This is a genomic window from Lutibacter sp., from assembly GCF_041596795.1.
GTDB lineage: Bacteria > Bacteroidota > Bacteroidia > Flavobacteriales > Flavobacteriaceae > Lutibacter.
This window is the reverse complement of sequence record NZ_JBFHHX010000004.1, coordinates 45,770-62,147: the sequence shown is the minus strand read 5'-3', so window position 1 is coordinate 62,147 and position 16,378 is coordinate 45,770. Positions and strand designations below refer to the sequence as shown.

Below are 16,378 nucleotides of genomic sequence, written 5' to 3'. Positions count from 1 at the left end.
ACCAAAATTCATTTTCCAATAGTTTTTTACTTCAAAAGCCATTGCTAAATGAGAGACATTAAAATCTGTATTGGTTTGAGATGAATTAGTAGTTTTTTTGTTAGAATTTGTGCCACTAACACCAATTTCATATAAGAAGGTTTTAGAGGCAATTGATGTAATTGATGCTGGATTAGCTTTGTTTATGGAAAATAAATTTTTACTTGCAATACCTGTGTTCCCCATAGCAGTATATCCGCCAAAATTGCTTGTATTGTCTTGCCCTAAACCAAATAAGGAATAAGGAGAACTAAAATCGCTTTGGGCTTGTGATATAAAAATAGTTGTGATATAACAAACTATAAATGAAATAGTTATTTTGTTCATGTTTTTCAAAATTTGTAATTAATAGCGCAAGTAAGTAAGTGTGAGCTTCATTCGATAATCGGGGTCCTCAGCATCATAAATATTAATCTTATTTACGCTATTATTGTTATTGGGAAATTGAAATAGCAAAGAATATTCTAAATCATAACTACTTGATAAAACCGTTTCAACAAAATATGTTAAATCTGCTGTGTAATAGTATTTAGAATCAAACTCATCGGTTGATGTGTTAAGTTTAGCATAAACATAGTTTCCACCTGTGTCATATAATTGTTGTACTATTTTATTTTTTTTGGTAATAATATAAACCGCTAATGAATCTGCTCCTATATAGTTTTCTTGGTAACTTTTTAGTGTTGGATAAAATTTTAGTGAAGCTCCAAGGGTTGTACCATTATCTTCTAAAGCGTTTAAATTTCTAATTGAAGGAAATTCCACCCGCATATTTACGGACGTTCCGGATTGGATGTAGGCTAAGTTATTTGTATTTGTGGTACTTAAAATATCGGTATAAGATTGTAAGGTGCTTAAAATAGTACCTGCTTTATTACTGGTTACTTGGTTATAGCTTCTCGTAGAACTTTGTATACTAAAATCGTTGTAATAATCACTATCTTCATTTGTTTCATCTGCAATGGTATAATACATTCTCATTACCATAGTAGATTTTCCAAAACCTAAAACAACGTTACTATTTCCATCTGGAACAATTGTAAGTCCTTTAAAAGCTTGGTATAAATCGTCATCATTATTATAAGTGTTGGATTGTAGTTTATCAAATAAATCACTTCCAAATGTATCGTTTAGCCTAATGTAAATAGAATCTTTTTGATTAGGATAAGGTATATAAGACAATTCACCTAAAGCAGTATCGCTGTATTCTAAAGATGTTGTATTGTAATAATTATCATCATCATCATTTTTAGGATCAAAATTTTCAATTATCTCGTGTACTTTAAGTGTTTGAATTTTTGTAGTATCTCCATAATAATATCTGTCGTAATATAAAATAACGGCAATAGAATCGTAGGTTGCATCATTGTCAATATCATAGTTTGAAGTTAGTAAATTAAAAAAAGGTTGACTTTTTAAAACTCCAAAATCCTGATTTTGAAGAGTTCCAATTAATAATCTACTTGGGTTGGTTGTTGATACAGAGTCAAGTTGAATAGTAGAAGTTAAAATTGAGACAGTATCAGTAACTATAAGATTTGTGTTGTTATCTAAAAAATCTTCACCAACAGTATACGTTGTTAAATCATCGTTGCAAGAAATTAAAAAAGTAAACCCTAAACAAAATAGAGCAATATAATTCTTCATTTAATATATTTTTTGGGTAAAGGTATTTTAACACATTAATTCTAGCATTGTAAAATAGATGAATGGCTGAATTGTATAGATGAAAGCGTTAAGAAAATGTTAAATCCTTAATAATCAAAATGTTTTAGTATTTGTAGATAGTAAACTAGTTTAAGTAGATAAAATAGGCGGTTTGGTCTATTTTAGGGTTTAGATAGAGAATTACTAAATACTTTTGAAGAGAATTTTTAAAAAAAATAATGTTTTTTAGGGTTTTGTTAATGGTATTATGTATGGGTTCTTCGGTTGTATTTTCTCAGCAAGAAAACCTGTTTGTTACGGAATTTAAGTATGTTCCAAGCACAAGTAATACTGTTGGTTTTCAAGATTCTAACGTTGCTTTTAAGTATGCTGTAAAACTTAAAAATGGATCTTTAATAAACGGTTTAAAATACACTAGCAATAGGGTAATTTATAATGATAGTGAAAAATTAGAAGAAGAACCATTAGGTATTGAATTGTTTCAATCTATAGCATATTCATTAAATTTAAAAAAAGAGATAGTAAATGGTTGGAGTTATAATGTGAATATTGCACCAACTGTAGCATCAAATTTTGAATCATCGCTTACATTTGATGATTTTTTTGTAGATGGCGGTGTTGTTTTTGCTAAGAAATTTAATAATAATACCATACATTTTGGAGTTGTTCGTAATTTATTTTATGGTTTTCATTCACCAATTCCGCTTATAACTGTTGATGGAGCTATTAATGATAATTTAAAATATAGTGTTGGTTTTCCAATTACAGAATTATCTTATATAGTGAACAATACAAATGAGTTTAGTATGTTTGTAAAACCAAAAGGGTTTTATGCAAATATTGCAAATGATTTAGTGGTTAATGTAGATGATGATGTAGAATCGGTACAATTTCAATCTTTTGTTACAGGGCTACAGTTTAGTCATTGTGTAGATGATAATTGGTTAATTGTGTTTGATGCAGGTTACCAATTAAAATCGGATTATGAATTATTAGATAAAAATAAGAATAGTGTGTATGAATTTAAAACTAAAAATAATTTTAGTGCAGGAGTTAGTTTAAAATTCAATTTGTTAAATGATAAAAGTTAAAAAATAAGATTATGATTTCAAAAAAAATGTATTTAAAATGTTTAACAATTTTAATTGCGGTAATAAGTATATCTTGTTCTGATGATGATACAGAATACGGTAACTGGGTAGAAAGTTCATCTTTTGATGGAGATGCAAGAGGTAATGCTGTATCTTTTGTTATTGGTGATAAAGGATATTTATTAACTGGATATGATGGAGACGACTATTTAAATGATCTTTGGGCATATGATAAAGATGGTGATTATTGGGTGCAATTAAAAGATTTTCCTGGTGTAGCAAGAAGCGGAGCTGTTGGTTTTGAATTAAACGGTAAAGGGTATATTGGAACAGGTTACGATGGAAGTAATAGACTAAAAGATTTTTGGTGTTATGATCCAGCTACAAATGAATGGACTCAAAAAGCCGATTTTTTAGGTACTGCAAGATATGGTGCTGTTGGTTTTTCTATTGGAGGTAAAGGTTATATTGGTACTGGATATGACGGAAGTGAATTAAAAGATTTTTATGTTTATGATGATGCTACAGATTCTTGGTCTATATCAGTAGGTTTTGGTGGTAATAAAAGAAAAGACGCTTTAACTTTTACATTAGACAATAAAGTTTATTTAGGATTTGGTTTAAGAAATGGAGCATATGAAAATGACTTTTACTATTTTGATGGATCTACTTGGACTAGATTAACAGATTTAGATGATGATGATGCAGATTATAGCGTTTTACTTTCAAGCGGTGTAGCATTTACATTAGATGGTTTAGGATATGTTGCAACAGGTGAATCTTCAGGAATTTCTACAAATACTTGGGTGTATGATCCAATTTTAGATGAGTGGGATGAAGAACCAAATTTTGAAGGAAGTGCAAGACAAGACGCAAATGCTTTTACTTTTACTGACAAGGCATTTGTATTAATGGGTAGAAGCGGTAGTTATTACTTTGATGACAATTGGGAATACAGACCATTGGAAGAAAGTGACGACGAAGACTAAAAAATAAGTTTGATTGTTATAAGGAGTTGTACACTAATATGGTATAGCTCCTTATTATTTTATAGTATCATCAACAAATAGAAAACTTAATGTTAAAAGACTAATTTCTATATTAGCCAATTACTAGTTTAAATTGAAAAGAAATATTAGAAATATAAATCCAATTATAATTCACGTTTTATGTTGGATGTTAATGCTTTTAATAGGTTTATTAACTTTTTATAATAAATTTCAAGTTTTCCCTCGAGATATACAGTTTTATATTAGAATGCTTTTAGATGTTCTAGTATTCTATTTAAATTTTTATTTACTAGTTCCAAAACTACTTCTAAATAAAAAAATAGTATTGTACGTAGTAGTTTCGGCAGCCTTTATATTTCTATTAAATTTTTTGAAAGATCAGTTGGTTCCACCAAGAGAAATTATTCTTGAAATGTTGAATAGAACTGGAGATTTGGTTGACCCTAACCTACGAGGTAAAAATTTTGGACCCAACAAAAATGTATTTATGGGAGTTCAAATTTTATTTGGTATTCTCTTATTTTCAATAGGCGCTATTGTAAAATTAGTTTCTGAATGGTATAAAAATGAAAAGCAAAAGGCACTTATAGAAACAGAAAAAATTAATACAGAACTTTCGTTTTTAAAAGCCCAATTAAATCCACATTTTTTATTTAACTCACTAAATAGTATCTACTCTTTAGCAAATAAAAAATCTGATGATACAACACAAGCTATTATAACATTATCAGAGTTAATGCGCTATATGTTATATGAAACGGATAGAGAATATGTATCTTTAATAAAAGAAGTAGATTACATAAAAAATTACATTGCACTTCAAAATTTAAGATTAAAAGATTCTAGTGGTGTTAGGTTTAATGTTCGTGGTAGTTTAGAGCATTATATAGAGCCTTTATTGTTAATTTCATTTATAGAAAATGCATTTAAACACGGTACAGACTATACTGGTAAAACTAGTATTAATATTCAAATTTCAATTGAAAATCATCAACTTACTTTAAATATAAATAACTATATTTCCATAAATCAAAAAAATAAAGAAAGTTCTGGTATTGGGTTGCAAAATATTATAGGTAGATTAAATTTATTATATCCTAATTCTCATACCTTAAAAATTGAGGAATCAGAGAAATTGTATACTGTAGAATTAGTACTAAATTTAAAGAAAAAATGAATTGTTTAATTATAGATGATGAACCTTTAGCAGTAGAACTGTTAGAAGATTTTGTATCAAAAGTACCTTTTTTAAATTTAGAAGCAAGTTGTTCAAATGGTATTGAAGCAATTTCAATTCTTAAAAACAACACTATAGATTTAATTTTTACCGATATTGAAATGCCTGATTTTTCGGGTATTGAATTTATAAAATCTTTAGATGTAAAACCTTTGTTTATTTTCACAACGGCATATTCACATTATGCCATTGAAGGTTTTAATTTAAATGCTGTAGATTACTTGGTAAAGCCTATACCATTTCATCGGTTTTTAACAGCGGTAAACAGAGCTCACGAAATATTTTTATTAAAAAAAGAAGGAGGTAAAAAATTACTTCAGCCTGCGGTTCCTGCAACCGATGCTTGTAATTTTATTTTCGTAAAATCCGATTACGAAAATATTAAAATAAATTTTGATGATATTAAATATATTGAAGGGCTAAAAGATTATATAAAAATTTTCTCAACCTCTCATAAACCAATATTAACGTTAAGTAGTTTTAAAAAAATTGAAGAAAAACTTCCGGCAAATTTATTTATAAGAGTGCATCGCTCTTATATTGTTTCGTTAAAATATATCCATTCAGTACAGCGCAATAGAATATTAATAGATACTATTAGAATACCAATAGGAAATAATTATAAAGACGATTTTTTAAAAATGATTGGTGGATAAGCAAAAATAAAAAAGAGAGGTGAAAACCTCTCTTTTTTATTTTTATTACTTCTGTCTGAAATAAATTACAATTGGAACACCTTTAAAATCGAAAATTTCACGCATTTTGTTTTCAATAAAGCGTTTATATGGTTCTTTTACATATTGAGGTAAATTTGAGAAAAATACAAATTGAGGCGTTGGTGTTGGCAACTGCATACAGTATTTTACTTTTACAAATTTCCCTTTGTTAGATGGTGGCGGATTGTGTTTAATAATCCCTAACATAGTATCGTTTAATTTACTTGTTGTTATACGTTTCTTTCTGTTTTCAAAAACTTCAACAGCAGTTTCAATAGCTTTAAAAATACGTTGTTTTGTAAGTGCGCTAATAAATATAATTGGCACATCAGTAAAAGGAGCTATTTCTCTTCTAATTTGGGCTTCAAAGTCACGCATAGTATTAGTTTCCTTGTTTTCTACTAAATCCCATTTATTAACTAAAATAATAATTCCTTTTTTGTTTTTTTCAGCTAACCAAAAAATGTTCTCATCTTGCCCTTCAAAACCTCTGGTTGCGTCAATAATTACTATAGCAACATCACATAATTCAATAGTTTTTACGGCACGCATTACCGAGTAAAACTCTAAATCTTCTTTTACTTTCGATTTTTTTCTAATTCCGGCAGTATCAACTAAATTAAACTCAAATCCAAATCTATTGTATTTTGTATCAACGGTATCACGTGTTGTTCCGGCAATATCGGTAACAATATTTCTTTCTTCACCAATTAATGCATTAATAAAAGATGATTTTCCAGCATTTGGACGACCAACAACAGCAAATCTAGGTAGTTCTGTAACTTCTTCTACAGTTGCTTCCATTTCTTCCGTTATAGCATCTAATAATTCACCAGTTCCACTTCCGTTAATAGATGAAATGGTGTAATATTCTCCTAAGCCTAAATTGTAGAATTCTACAGCATCTGCATCACGCATAGCGTTGTCTACCTTATTTACTGCAATAAAAACAGGTTTTGTTACCTTTCTAAGTAGATTAGCAACTTCTTCATCCATTGGCGAAATACCTTCTTCTACATCAACTACAAATACAATATAATCTGCTTCTTCAATGGCTAAATTAACTTGTTTTCTAATTTCTTCTTCAAAAATATCATCAGAACCTACTGTATATCCTCCAGTATCAATTACTGAAAATTCCTTACCGTTCCAAAAACTTTTTCCGTAATGTCTATCTCTGGTAACCCCGCTCACGGCATCAACAATGGCGTCTCTTCGCTGTACTAGACGATTAAACAATGTTGATTTTCCAACATTTGGTCTTCCTACTATGGCTACTATATTACTCATTCTTATTTTTATAATTTTTTGCAAAATTACATAATTTTATTTTGGTATTTTAAGTATTAATCGCTCTAAATTAGTCATTTGATAATTTTGTGTATATTTCAAAACTAATTTTAATAGTTTATGACTGCAAAAACCAATAGTAATATTCACTTACGACCTAGATTTAAAATGGAATTTAAAGAAAGTGATGCTGTTTTAATTTCTAAGTTTAAGAATAAATTAAACAAAGGAGATTGTAACTATTGCGTAAAAGTAGTTGATGGTCATGTGGTAATTGATATTCCAAAAGAAGAAAATTATTTTTGGTCGCCACAATTAAATATTGAAATTGAAAAAGTTGAAGATGGTAAAACAATTGTAAAAGGATTATTTGGCCCAAAACCTACAGTTTGGACACTTTTTATGTTTTTTCATTTTGCAGTAGCCGTTGCTTTTATTGGTTTTTCTGTAATGGCTTACGTGCAGTGGAGTTTAAAAACCGATAATTCTTTTGCGTTAATAATGGTTTTAGGATTACCTGCAGTTTGGATTTTGATGTATTTTTTAGGTAGAATTGGTAAAAGCAAAGGAAACCAACAAATGGACGATTTGTACCAATTTATGATGAAAACCTTGAATAGTTAATTTACAAAGGCGTAAATAAGAAAAGGTACTTAGCATTGAGAGTAAGCTCTGAAAAAAGTTCCTTTTCTTAAGTGTGGGCTAGTAACAAAAATTTACTCGTTATACCCAAACCTACGTAACTGACGCTTATCATTTCGCCAATCTTTATTCACTTTAACGTATAATTCTAAATGAATTTTTTTATCGAAGAATTTCTCCAAATCTTTTCTAGCTTCTGTTCCAACACGTTTTAAAGGAGCGCCTTTATGGCCAATAATAATTCCTTTTTGAGTTTCTCGTTCTACCATAATAACAGAACGAATTTTGATGATTTTATCACTTTCAAAAAATTCTTCAGTATCAATTTCTACAGAATATGGAATTTCCTTTTTGTAGTTTAATAATATTTTTTCACGAATAGCTTCGTTTACAAAAAAGCGTTCTGGTTTATCTGTTAATTGATCTTTTGGATAAAATGCTGGCGATTCTGGTAATAATTCTATAATTCTATTAAAAACACCTTCAACATTAAAATTTTCTAAAGCAGAAATTACAAACAGTTCAGCATTTGGAACCTTTTCTTTCCAATACAATACTTTTTCCTCAATTATTTCCTGAGATGAAGTGTCTATTTTATTAATTACTAATAAAACAGGAATTTTAGAATGCTTAATTTTATTAAAAAATTGTTCGTCTTTTAATTCTTTTTCGCCTGGTTCTACCATGTAAATTAACACATCGGCATCTTCAAAAGCCGATTTCACAAAATTCATCATAGAGTTTTGAAGCTCGTAAGCAGGTTTTATAATTCCTGGTGTGTCGGAAAATAAAATTTGAAAATCTTCTCCATTCACAATTCCTAAAATACGGTGACGAGTTGTTTGTGCTTTTGAAGTGATAATTGATAATCGTTCACCTACAAATGCATTCATTAATGTTGATTTTCCAACATTAGGATTTCCAATAATATTTACAAAACCTGCTTTATGTGCCATATTTTATTGCTCTAAAACGGCAAAGTTAGTTCAATTAGCTCTTATTTAAATAAAAATTAAGTAAAAATTAGCAATTTAACCATTTTATAAAGTACTTTATATAGGAGCGTAAATACCGTAGCTATTTGTTATTCATAAGTTTAGATGGGAGTATTTTTTTAATGTGATTTTAAAAAGATAAAAAAGTTTAATTATATAAATAAAAAAATTGTTTTATTCCAATTTAGTTGTATCTTTGCAATCCAAATCGCGGGATAGAGCAGTAGGTAGCTCGTCGGGCTCATAACCCGAAGGTCACAGGTTCGAGTCCTGTTCCCGCTACTAAGGTACAAATCCTTACAAATCGCAGTTTAGTGTTCGCTAAACTGCTTTTTTTATGTCTAATTTGAACGAATTAATTATCTTTGAAGGCGAAAGTGCATACGATTTTGCATACGATTTGCCAATGAATAAAGATTTTTCTAACCCCAAAATTTACACAGCCAATGGTGATTTAAGCAAACGTTGGTATGTGTACTTTTCTTACCGAAATCCGAAAACTGGAAGACTAAAACGGATCACTCCATTTTATGGAGAAGCACATAAGTATAAAACAAAAGAAGATCGTTTATTTGTTTTATCAGCGTATTGTAAAAAAATCCAAGAAGTATTAAAAAAAGGATACAATCCGTTTGAAGATAATAATGAATTTCATCAAAAAAGTAAAGAGCAAAAGAACGCACTAAATTCCAAAAGTTCTGAAACTTTCATTGCTGAACAAAATAGTGCTTCTATTCAACAAAAAACTGTTGAAGAAAAACATAAAACTATTGAAGAGGCTTTCCAATTTGCACTATTAATCAAGAAAAAAACAGTTGGAATTAGAACACATTCTGGATATTCAAGCAGGGTAAAATTACTGCAAGAATATATTGTTGAAAATTATCCTGAAATAACCCATATAAACCAGTTAACCAAAAACGTAGTAGTTCAATTTTTAAATGAAGTACTTCAAAAAACCAGCGCACGTAGTAGAAATAACTATCGAATAGATTTAAGTAGTTTAATGCAAACGATGGAGGACAATGAAATTATTGCAACAAACTTCATAAAGAAAATTCCTGTTCTAAAGGCCATACCTGAACGGAATAAAACCTATACAAGCCAAGTTGAAGAAAACATCTTTAACCATTTAAAGGAAGTGGATCCTACATTATTGTTATTCATAAAGTTTATATCTTTTAATTTTTTAAGACCTATTGAAGTGTGTCGACTAAAAGTTGGAGACATCAACTTAATTGATAAAACAATTCAATTTAAAGCAAAGAACAGCCCTTTAAAAACAAAGATTATTCCTGATATTTTAATAGATGAGTTACCAGACTTGTCAAATTTAGACACTGCACATTCTTTATTTTCACCTGAAGGAATTGGGAAGGAATGGGATGTTATGGATGAAAATAAACGAGATTATTTTAGTAAGCGATTTAAAAAAGTGGTGAAAGATCATTTCGGGTTAGGGAAAGATTATGGATTATACAGTTTTAGACATACGTATATTACAAAATTGTATAGAGAGATCGCTAAAAACGCATCGCCTTTTGAAGCTAAAAGTAATTTGATGTTGATCACAGGTCATTCTTCTATGACAGCATTGGAAAAATATTTGAGAGATATTGATGCTGAATTGCCAGCAGACTATTCACATTTAATTAGAACAAAATAAGATGAAGCAACACACGACTATTTCTTTTGTAAATGATTTGATTGGAGTACTTCTTGACAATCTTTTATACTATATACCAAGTGAATTAATAACTGGGGAAGTTTTAACTCAAATGGAAGAGAATATACCTGATAGCTTTTTTGATGAATTAAGTTTATTCGACCTTGAAAAGGGTGTTTTTTTAATACATAATGAAGATACATTAGCCATCAATAAAAAACTTCTTGAAAAACGCGCATTACTTGAAAACAATCTAATTTCACTGCTACAAAAAAGAAAAGAAATTTCACCAGCCGAGTTTGAATTTATGCTTCAAAAATACTATGATCAATTAGTGTTTTTTATATTTATTACAGACTGGCTTGTTTCAAATATAAAGAAATATCATAAAGAAGTTTCAACCCTTCCGTTAATTGGATCCTATAAATTGCAACACGAGTATCTTTTAAATCACACAAAAGAGATCAACAATTATTTTACAGATGTAATTGACATTGAAAAGGAATATTACTTTACTGCTGAAAAATTGGTAATGGAATATTTTCCAGACTTAATTTCGAGGTATCAACAGGTAACACAATCAAATGAAAATAGTGTTGATGATAAACCGATACTTGAAAGCGAAAAGAAAGAAATAGTTTCCGATACAGATAGCGAACAACAAAAAATCAAATCTGGTACAAGACAAAATAAAAAGCGAGTAGGACCTCAACTTGACGATGAAGAGATAGAAAGAATGATTTTGACAAGTATTTTTAAAGTTAAAATGGATTCATAAAAATAAAATTATACATCAATTATACGTTTAATTGACGCTTAAATATGAAAAAAGATCGAAAAATCACAGAAATTTGTTTACAATGTAATGAACATTATGTACCAACAAGAAAAGGTGTTCAAAAATTTTGCGGAGCATCTTGTAGATCCAGATATTGGTTTATTCATAATCAAAAATCGACAGTACCGCAAAAATTGCAATCTGAAAAATCGGAATTAATCGTTCAGTCAAGTATTGAAAGTGAACAAAAACCAACTAAAATAGAAGAAGTAAGTTTAGCTGGTATTAGTAATGCAGCTTTAGGAACAATTTTGGCTAATTCAGGAACAGCATTTGTGAAAAGTAGATTTACAAAAGAAGAGGATAAACCTGCAACTAAAGGAGATCTTAAAAAATTAGAAGATTTAATAAACAAACAATACTTTGAAGTCTATAATGTTTCACCAGATATTTACGGAAGACGTGCTTATTTTGATATGGCAACCTCAAAAATTGTTTATTATGATGAACGTCAAAGACGCTTTGAATTTCCTCCATTTGATTTGCAATAATAAAAAACGATTGCTTTTTAATAGGTTATTATATATAGGGAAGTAATCAGTATCTCATAGGTAATGTTTAATTATATATGTCCAGTTTATTAATTAATAAACTGGACATATATGCGCTTCATAATAATTAGTAAACTCAATATTTGTATAGGGTAAATAAAGTATTCGGTCAGATAGAAGACCTTTCACTTATGTGAATTTTATACCACTGGTGATTATTGAAATAATGTAGCAAAATTGCTCTGAAATGAGTTTAACTATTTTAATTTTTGAAATAGACTTTCTAAAAGCCAATTCCTTAAGTCCAAAATATAAAATAACAAAACTCCAATAAAAAAAGATTTGTATTACCTCAATAAAAAATAGTCCAAACCCAACTCATTATGTCATAATTATTAAAAGTAATTCATTGCTGCAAATTCTCAAAATACTTTAAAACACGTCAGAAATAATTCTTACATTTAGCTCTTATTTAGTTGTCAAGATTCATCTTTGACAATCAAAGTATAATTGCTTATGAAAAGCTTATGATATTTACCGAAGACTCCAGAGTAAAAATCCCTTCTATATTACACCTAATTCAGTTAGGGTATACTTATTTGTCTTTAAAAGATGCTGTTTGGGATGAAAGCACCAATATATTCACAGAACTGTTTCATAAACAACTGCAAATCATCAATCCTGGACTTTCTGAAAATGAACTTAAAAAAGTATATGATGACGTATCTTTATCATTAGAAAATGAAGATCTAGGTCGTGCTTTTTACAATAAATTAATAGATCAGTCTGGTGTTAAACTAATAGATTTTGAAAACTTTGAAAAAAATAACTCCTTTCACGTTGTAACTGAGTTACCCTACCAAAAAGATGATGAAACCTTTAGACCCGATATTATTCTATTAATTAATGGAATGCCTTTGGTGTTTATTGAAGTCAAAAAACCGAACAATAGAGATGGTATTTTAGCGGAACATAGACGAATGAAAATGCGTTTTAAAAATAAAAAGTTCCGTAAATTCATCAATCTTACGCAGCTAATGGTGTTTTCTAACAATATGAAATACAGTGATGAAGACAGTCAGATGTTAGAAGGTGCTTTTTATAGTACCACCAATTATTTTAAACCAGTTTTTAATTATTTCAGAGAAGAAAAAAAGTTTGATTTAGCTAAAATTTTAAAACCAATTTCAGACGAGGAAGAAAACACTGTTTTAAAAGATACCAATCTGTTAAGTATCAAAAATTCAAAAGAATTTCTATCCAATAAAAACCCCAATTCACCAACAAATAGCATTTCAACATCGTTATTTCAAAAAGAGCGATTAAAATTCATTTTACAATATGCCTTCGCTTATGTGGAAGAAGAAAACGGATTGGAAAAACACATTATGCGTTATCCGCAACTGTTTGCAACAAAGGCAATAGAAGACACACTGGAAAAGGGCAATAAAAAAGGAATTATTTGGCATACACAAGGTTCTGGTAAAACAGCTTTAGCCTATTTTAATGTAAAACATTTAACAGACTACTATCAAAAACAGAATGTCATACCAAAGTTTTATTTTATTGTAGATAGAATAGACTTGTTAAACCAAGCTGCTAAAGAATTTACGGCACGTGGCTTAATAGTTTACAAGGTAAGCAGCAAAGAGGCTTTTTCAAGAGATATAAAATCTACGAAAGTAATTCACAACAGTTCTGGAAAGGCTGAAATTACAGTGGTAAACATTCAAAAATTTGAAGATGATCCTGATGTTATAAAAAACAACGATTATAATTTAAACGTTCAACGTGTATTTTTCTTAGATGAAGTTCACCGCAGCTATAACCCAAAAGGAAGTTTTTTAGCAAATTTAGAACTTGCAGATAAACATTCAGTGAAAATTGGTTTAACAGGTACACCTTTATTGGGTAAAGAGTATAATTCTAAAACCTTATTTGGAGATTATATTCATAAATATTACTACAATCTTTCCATTAAAGATGGCTATACATTGCGTTTAATTCGTGAAGAAATTGAAACCAATTATAAGTTAACCTTAAAAAAAGCCTTAGAAGAAATTAAAATTTTACAAGGCAATGCAGAAAAGAAAAAAGTATATGCACATCATAAATTTGTAGAGCCAATGTTGGACTATATTGTAAAAGATATGGAACAAGCCAGAATTTCTATGAACGATAACAGTATTGGAGGTATGGTGGTTTGCGATTCATCTGAACAGGCAAAAATGATGTTTGAAATTTTTCAAAATAATTATGCATCTACTGAAGAACCTGTTTTAAATTTAGCAGCTGAGGAACCAACAAGTTACGGAGCTAAAAAGAAAGAAGAAAGCAATATAACCAATGCGCAAGTAATATTACACGACATTGGCACCAAACAAGAACGTAAAGATTGGGTGTCTAACTTTAAAGCTGGGAACATAGATTTTCTATTTGTCTACAATATGTTATTGACTGGTTTTGATGCCAAGCGTTTAAAAAAACTATACATAGGTCGTAAAATAAAATCCCATAATTTACTGCAAACCTTAACACGAGTTAATAGAACTTACAAAACACATAAATATGGTTATGTGGTTGATTTTGCCGACATTCAAAAAGAGTTTGATAAAACCAATCAAGATTATTTTAACGAGTTAAAATCAGAATTGGGTGATGAAATGGAACATTACTCCAATTTATTTAAATCTTCTGAAGAAATTCAAGAAGAAATTGAAATCATTAAAGATGTGCTTTTCAAATTTAATACGGAGAATGCAACTGTTTTTGGAGAGCAAATTTCAGAAATAAATGAACGTTCAGAAATAAGAGAATTAGCCAAAGCCTTAAACAATGCAAAAGAATTGTATAACATAATTCGTTTGTCGGGTAATTTTGAATTATTGGAGAAATTGGACTTCAGAAAACTAACGGTGTTATCTAGGTTAACCAATGATAGATTAGGTTTAATAAACACCAGATTAGCATTAGAAAACAATGTTGAAACGGAGAACATTTTAAATACAGCGTTAGAAGATGTTATTTTTGCCTTTACCAAAATCAAGGAAGAAGAAATGGTACTGGCAGATGAATTAAAAGACATCTTACAAAAAACACGTGAAATGTTAGGTGGTAACTTTGACCCTCGTGATCCTATTTTTGTATCGTTAAAAGAAGAGTTAGAACGTTTGTTTAAAAAGAAAAATTTAAGCGAGGTTACCAAAGAAGAAATGGAAGCCAACATAAAAGCCTTAAATGACATTTATGACAAAGCAAAAAAACTGGAACGTGAAAACCAATTGTTAAAAGCAAAATACGATTACGATGCTAAATACGCACGCATTCATAAACGTTTAATGGAAAAAGACCCATTAACAGATAGCGAACGTAAATTATTTGAAGCATTAAAAGGATTGAAAACGGATGTAGATAAAGAAATTCTTCAAAACTCAAAAATATTAGAAAACGAGAGTTATGTAGAGAAAATGGTAATGCGATTGATTGTTAATCAATTTAAAAATAAACAACATATTGAAATTAATACGGCTGATGTAAAACGCATTAACCGCATTATAGTAAAAGAATATTTAAACGAATACAACGGAAACGTTGCTTAAAAATTAAAAGAAACTGTTCGGGTTTTCCGAACAGTTGAAAGTAAAAGGTAAAATGACAGTACAAAATCAAATAAAAATATTTCAAGCTAAAGACAATCAAGTTGAAGTTTCTGTGATGCTTGAAAATGAAACGGTTTGGTTAAGTCAAAAGCAGATGGCTGAATTGTTTGATAGAGATAGGAAAACAATTACAAGGCATATTTCAAATATTTTTAAAGAAGAAGAATTATTTGAAAAAGAGGTATGCTCGTATTTTGAGCACACCACTCAACACGGTGCTATAAAAGGGAAAAGTCAATCAAAAAAAGTAAAATATTACAACCTAGACGTAATAATATCTGTAGGTTATAGAGTTAAATCGCAAAGAGGTACACAATTTAGAATATGGGCAAATAGCATTTTAAAAGACTATTTAGTTCAAGGGTATGCTATTAACCAAAAACGTTTAGCGCAAAAAGAACAAGAAGTACAAGTATTAAAAAACGGTATTCACATTTTAAGCAGAGCTATAGAAGAAAAAACAGCGGAGAATGAATGGCTCTCTATTTTTGCGAATGGTTTAAGCTTATTAGATGATTATGATCACGAAGAATTAGACGCAAAAGGTTTAACTACAAAAGAAACCGATTACCCAAGTTTAGCCGACTATCAAGAACTTATTAACCAAATGCTAACTGAATTTGATTCAGGAGTTTTTGGTAAAGAAAAAGATAAAAGTTTTCAAAGTTCTATTGCTCAAATTGAAAAAGGATTTGATGCAAATGATTTTTACCCTTCAATTGAAGAAAAAGCTGCAACGCTTTTATATTTAGTAGTAAAAAACCATTCGTTTGTAGATGGTAATAAACGTATTGCAGCAGCTTGTTTTTTGAAGTTTTTACAGCAAAATAAGATGCTTTTTAACAGCCAAAATCAACCCATAATTAGTAACGATACCTTAGCAAGTTTAACACTGTTCACAGCTTCTAGTAAACCAGAAGAAATGGAAACCGTAAAACGTTTAGTAATTAGTGTGCTAAATAGAAATAAAAGTAATTGAGAATAAAAAAGTAAATTATTCGTCATTCTGAACTTGTTTCAGAATCTCATCATAATG

Annotated in this window: 13 protein-coding genes, 1 tRNA gene and 1 pseudogene; 11 read left to right on the top strand and 4 right to left on the bottom strand. The window is 29.4% G+C overall.

Translation table 11 applies throughout. The annotated features are described in order from the left end of the window. Both ABY298_RS01240 and ABY298_RS01235 read right to left on the bottom strand, forming a co-directional pair. Positions 1–366 (bottom strand): annotated as a pseudogene (locus tag ABY298_RS01240) (hypothetical protein); the annotation flags it as partial. Positions 367–384: 18 nt separating this feature from the next. Then, positions 385–1,686: a DUF4270 family protein gene (locus tag ABY298_RS01235; RefSeq protein WP_372744165.1), complete on the bottom strand. Its 1,302-nt coding sequence runs from the start codon at positions 1,684–1,686 to the stop codon at positions 385–387. A gap of 239 nt (positions 1,687–1,925) precedes the next feature. Here ABY298_RS01235 and ABY298_RS01230 point away from each other — a divergent pair, with 239 nt between their 5' ends. The 4 genes from ABY298_RS01230 (at position 1,926) to ABY298_RS01215 (ending at position 5,701) form a co-directional block, all read left to right on the top strand. Beyond that, positions 1,926–2,798 carry a DUF6268 family outer membrane beta-barrel protein gene (locus ABY298_RS01230; protein WP_372744164.1) on the top strand — a complete coding sequence of 291 codons (873 nt, stop codon included), beginning with the start codon at positions 1,926–1,928 and terminating at the stop codon, positions 2,796–2,798. Positions 2,799–2,809: 11 nt separating this feature from the next. Continuing rightward, a complete protein-coding gene (locus ABY298_RS01225; RefSeq protein WP_372744163.1) occupies positions 2,810–3,787 on the top strand; it encodes a Kelch repeat-containing protein in 978 nt (325 codons plus the stop codon). A 133-nt stretch (positions 3,788–3,920) separates the two neighbouring features. Continuing rightward, complete coding sequence (locus ABY298_RS01220) at positions 3,921–4,985, top strand: sensor histidine kinase (RefSeq protein WP_372744162.1); 1,065 nt, start codon at positions 3,921–3,923, stop codon at positions 4,983–4,985. Next, positions 4,982–5,701, top strand: coding sequence for a LytR/AlgR family response regulator transcription factor (locus tag ABY298_RS01215; protein WP_372744161.1), 720 nt, complete (start codon positions 4,982–4,984; stop codon positions 5,699–5,701). The genes ABY298_RS01220 and ABY298_RS01215 overlap by 4 nt, the downstream gene beginning before the upstream one ends. A 45-nt stretch (positions 5,702–5,746) precedes the next feature. Here the strand turns inward: ABY298_RS01215 and der are convergent, their stop codons facing one another. Then, positions 5,747–7,051 (bottom strand): ribosome biogenesis GTPase Der, encoded by a 1,305-nt coding sequence (gene der / locus ABY298_RS01210; RefSeq protein WP_372744160.1) that lies wholly within the window; start codon positions 7,049–7,051, stop codon positions 5,747–5,749. A gap of 120 nt (positions 7,052–7,171) precedes the next feature. On the opposite strand from der, the gene ABY298_RS01205 reads away from it, so the two are divergent. Next, the gene (locus ABY298_RS01205; RefSeq protein WP_372744159.1) at positions 7,172–7,675 is read left to right on the top strand and encodes a GTP-binding protein; all 504 of its coding nucleotides are present in this window, start codon (positions 7,172–7,174) and stop codon (positions 7,673–7,675) included. Between the two features lie 92 nt (positions 7,676–7,767). Here ABY298_RS01205 and era read toward each other — a convergent pair whose 3' ends face one another. Then, the gene (gene era / locus ABY298_RS01200) at positions 7,768–8,649 is read right to left on the bottom strand and encodes a GTPase Era (RefSeq protein ID WP_372744158.1); all 882 of its coding nucleotides are present in this window, start codon (positions 8,647–8,649) and stop codon (positions 7,768–7,770) included. A gap of 248 nt (positions 8,650–8,897) precedes the next feature. On the opposite strand from era, the gene ABY298_RS01195 reads away from it, so the two are divergent. The 6 genes from ABY298_RS01195 (at position 8,898) to rhuM (ending at position 16,321) form a co-directional block, all read left to right on the top strand. Next, positions 8,898–8,970, top strand: a tRNA-Met gene (locus ABY298_RS01195). Between the two features lie 55 nt (positions 8,971–9,025). Further along, on the top strand, positions 9,026–10,354 hold the full coding sequence (locus ABY298_RS01190) for a tyrosine-type recombinase/integrase (protein WP_372744157.1): 1,329 nt from the start codon (positions 9,026–9,028) through the stop codon (positions 10,352–10,354). 1 nt (position 10,355) lies between these two features. Then, complete coding sequence (locus ABY298_RS01185) at positions 10,356–11,132, top strand: hypothetical protein (protein WP_372744156.1); 777 nt, start codon at positions 10,356–10,358, stop codon at positions 11,130–11,132. A 44-nt stretch (positions 11,133–11,176) separates the two neighbouring features. Next, on the top strand, positions 11,177–11,683 hold the full coding sequence (locus tag ABY298_RS01180) for a hypothetical protein (RefSeq protein ID WP_372744155.1): 507 nt from the start codon (positions 11,177–11,179) through the stop codon (positions 11,681–11,683). Between the two features lie 527 nt (positions 11,684–12,210). Then, a complete protein-coding gene (locus ABY298_RS01175) occupies positions 12,211–15,282 on the top strand; it encodes a type I restriction endonuclease subunit R (protein ID WP_372744154.1) in 3,072 nt (1,023 codons plus the stop codon). 52 nt (positions 15,283–15,334) lie between these two features. Then, complete coding sequence (gene rhuM / locus ABY298_RS01170; protein ID WP_372744153.1) at positions 15,335–16,321, top strand: RhuM family protein; 987 nt, start codon at positions 15,335–15,337, stop codon at positions 16,319–16,321. The last annotated feature ends 57 nt before the right edge of the window (positions 16,322–16,378 follow it).

Bases quoted from the DNA above. Each gene is read 5' to 3' on its own strand.
- ABY298_RS01235 (WP_372744165.1), bottom strand. From the start codon at position 1,686: ATGAAGAATTATATTGCTCTATTTTGTTTAGGGTTTACTTTTTTAATT.
- ABY298_RS01230 (WP_372744164.1), top strand. From the start codon at position 1,926: ATGTTTTTTAGGGTTTTGTTAATGGTATTATGTATGGGTTCTTCGGTT.
- ABY298_RS01225 (WP_372744163.1), top strand. From the start codon at position 2,810: ATGATTTCAAAAAAAATGTATTTAAAATGTTTAACAATTTTAATTGCG.
- ABY298_RS01215 (WP_372744161.1), top strand. From the start codon at position 4,982: ATGAATTGTTTAATTATAGATGATGAACCTTTAGCAGTAGAACTGTTA.
- der (WP_372744160.1), bottom strand. From the start codon at position 7,051: ATGAGTAATATAGTAGCCATAGTAGGAAGACCAAATGTTGGAAAATCA.
- ABY298_RS01205 (WP_372744159.1), top strand. From the start codon at position 7,172: ATGACTGCAAAAACCAATAGTAATATTCACTTACGACCTAGATTTAAA.
- era (WP_372744158.1), bottom strand. From the start codon at position 8,649: ATGGCACATAAAGCAGGTTTTGTAAATATTATTGGAAATCCTAATGTT.
- ABY298_RS01190 (WP_372744157.1), top strand. From the start codon at position 9,026: ATGTCTAATTTGAACGAATTAATTATCTTTGAAGGCGAAAGTGCATAC.
- ABY298_RS01185 (WP_372744156.1), top strand. From the start codon at position 10,356: ATGAAGCAACACACGACTATTTCTTTTGTAAATGATTTGATTGGAGTA.
- ABY298_RS01180 (WP_372744155.1), top strand. From the start codon at position 11,177: ATGAAAAAAGATCGAAAAATCACAGAAATTTGTTTACAATGTAATGAA.
- ABY298_RS01175 (WP_372744154.1), top strand. From the start codon at position 12,211: ATGATATTTACCGAAGACTCCAGAGTAAAAATCCCTTCTATATTACAC.
- rhuM (WP_372744153.1), top strand. From the start codon at position 15,335: ATGACAGTACAAAATCAAATAAAAATATTTCAAGCTAAAGACAATCAA.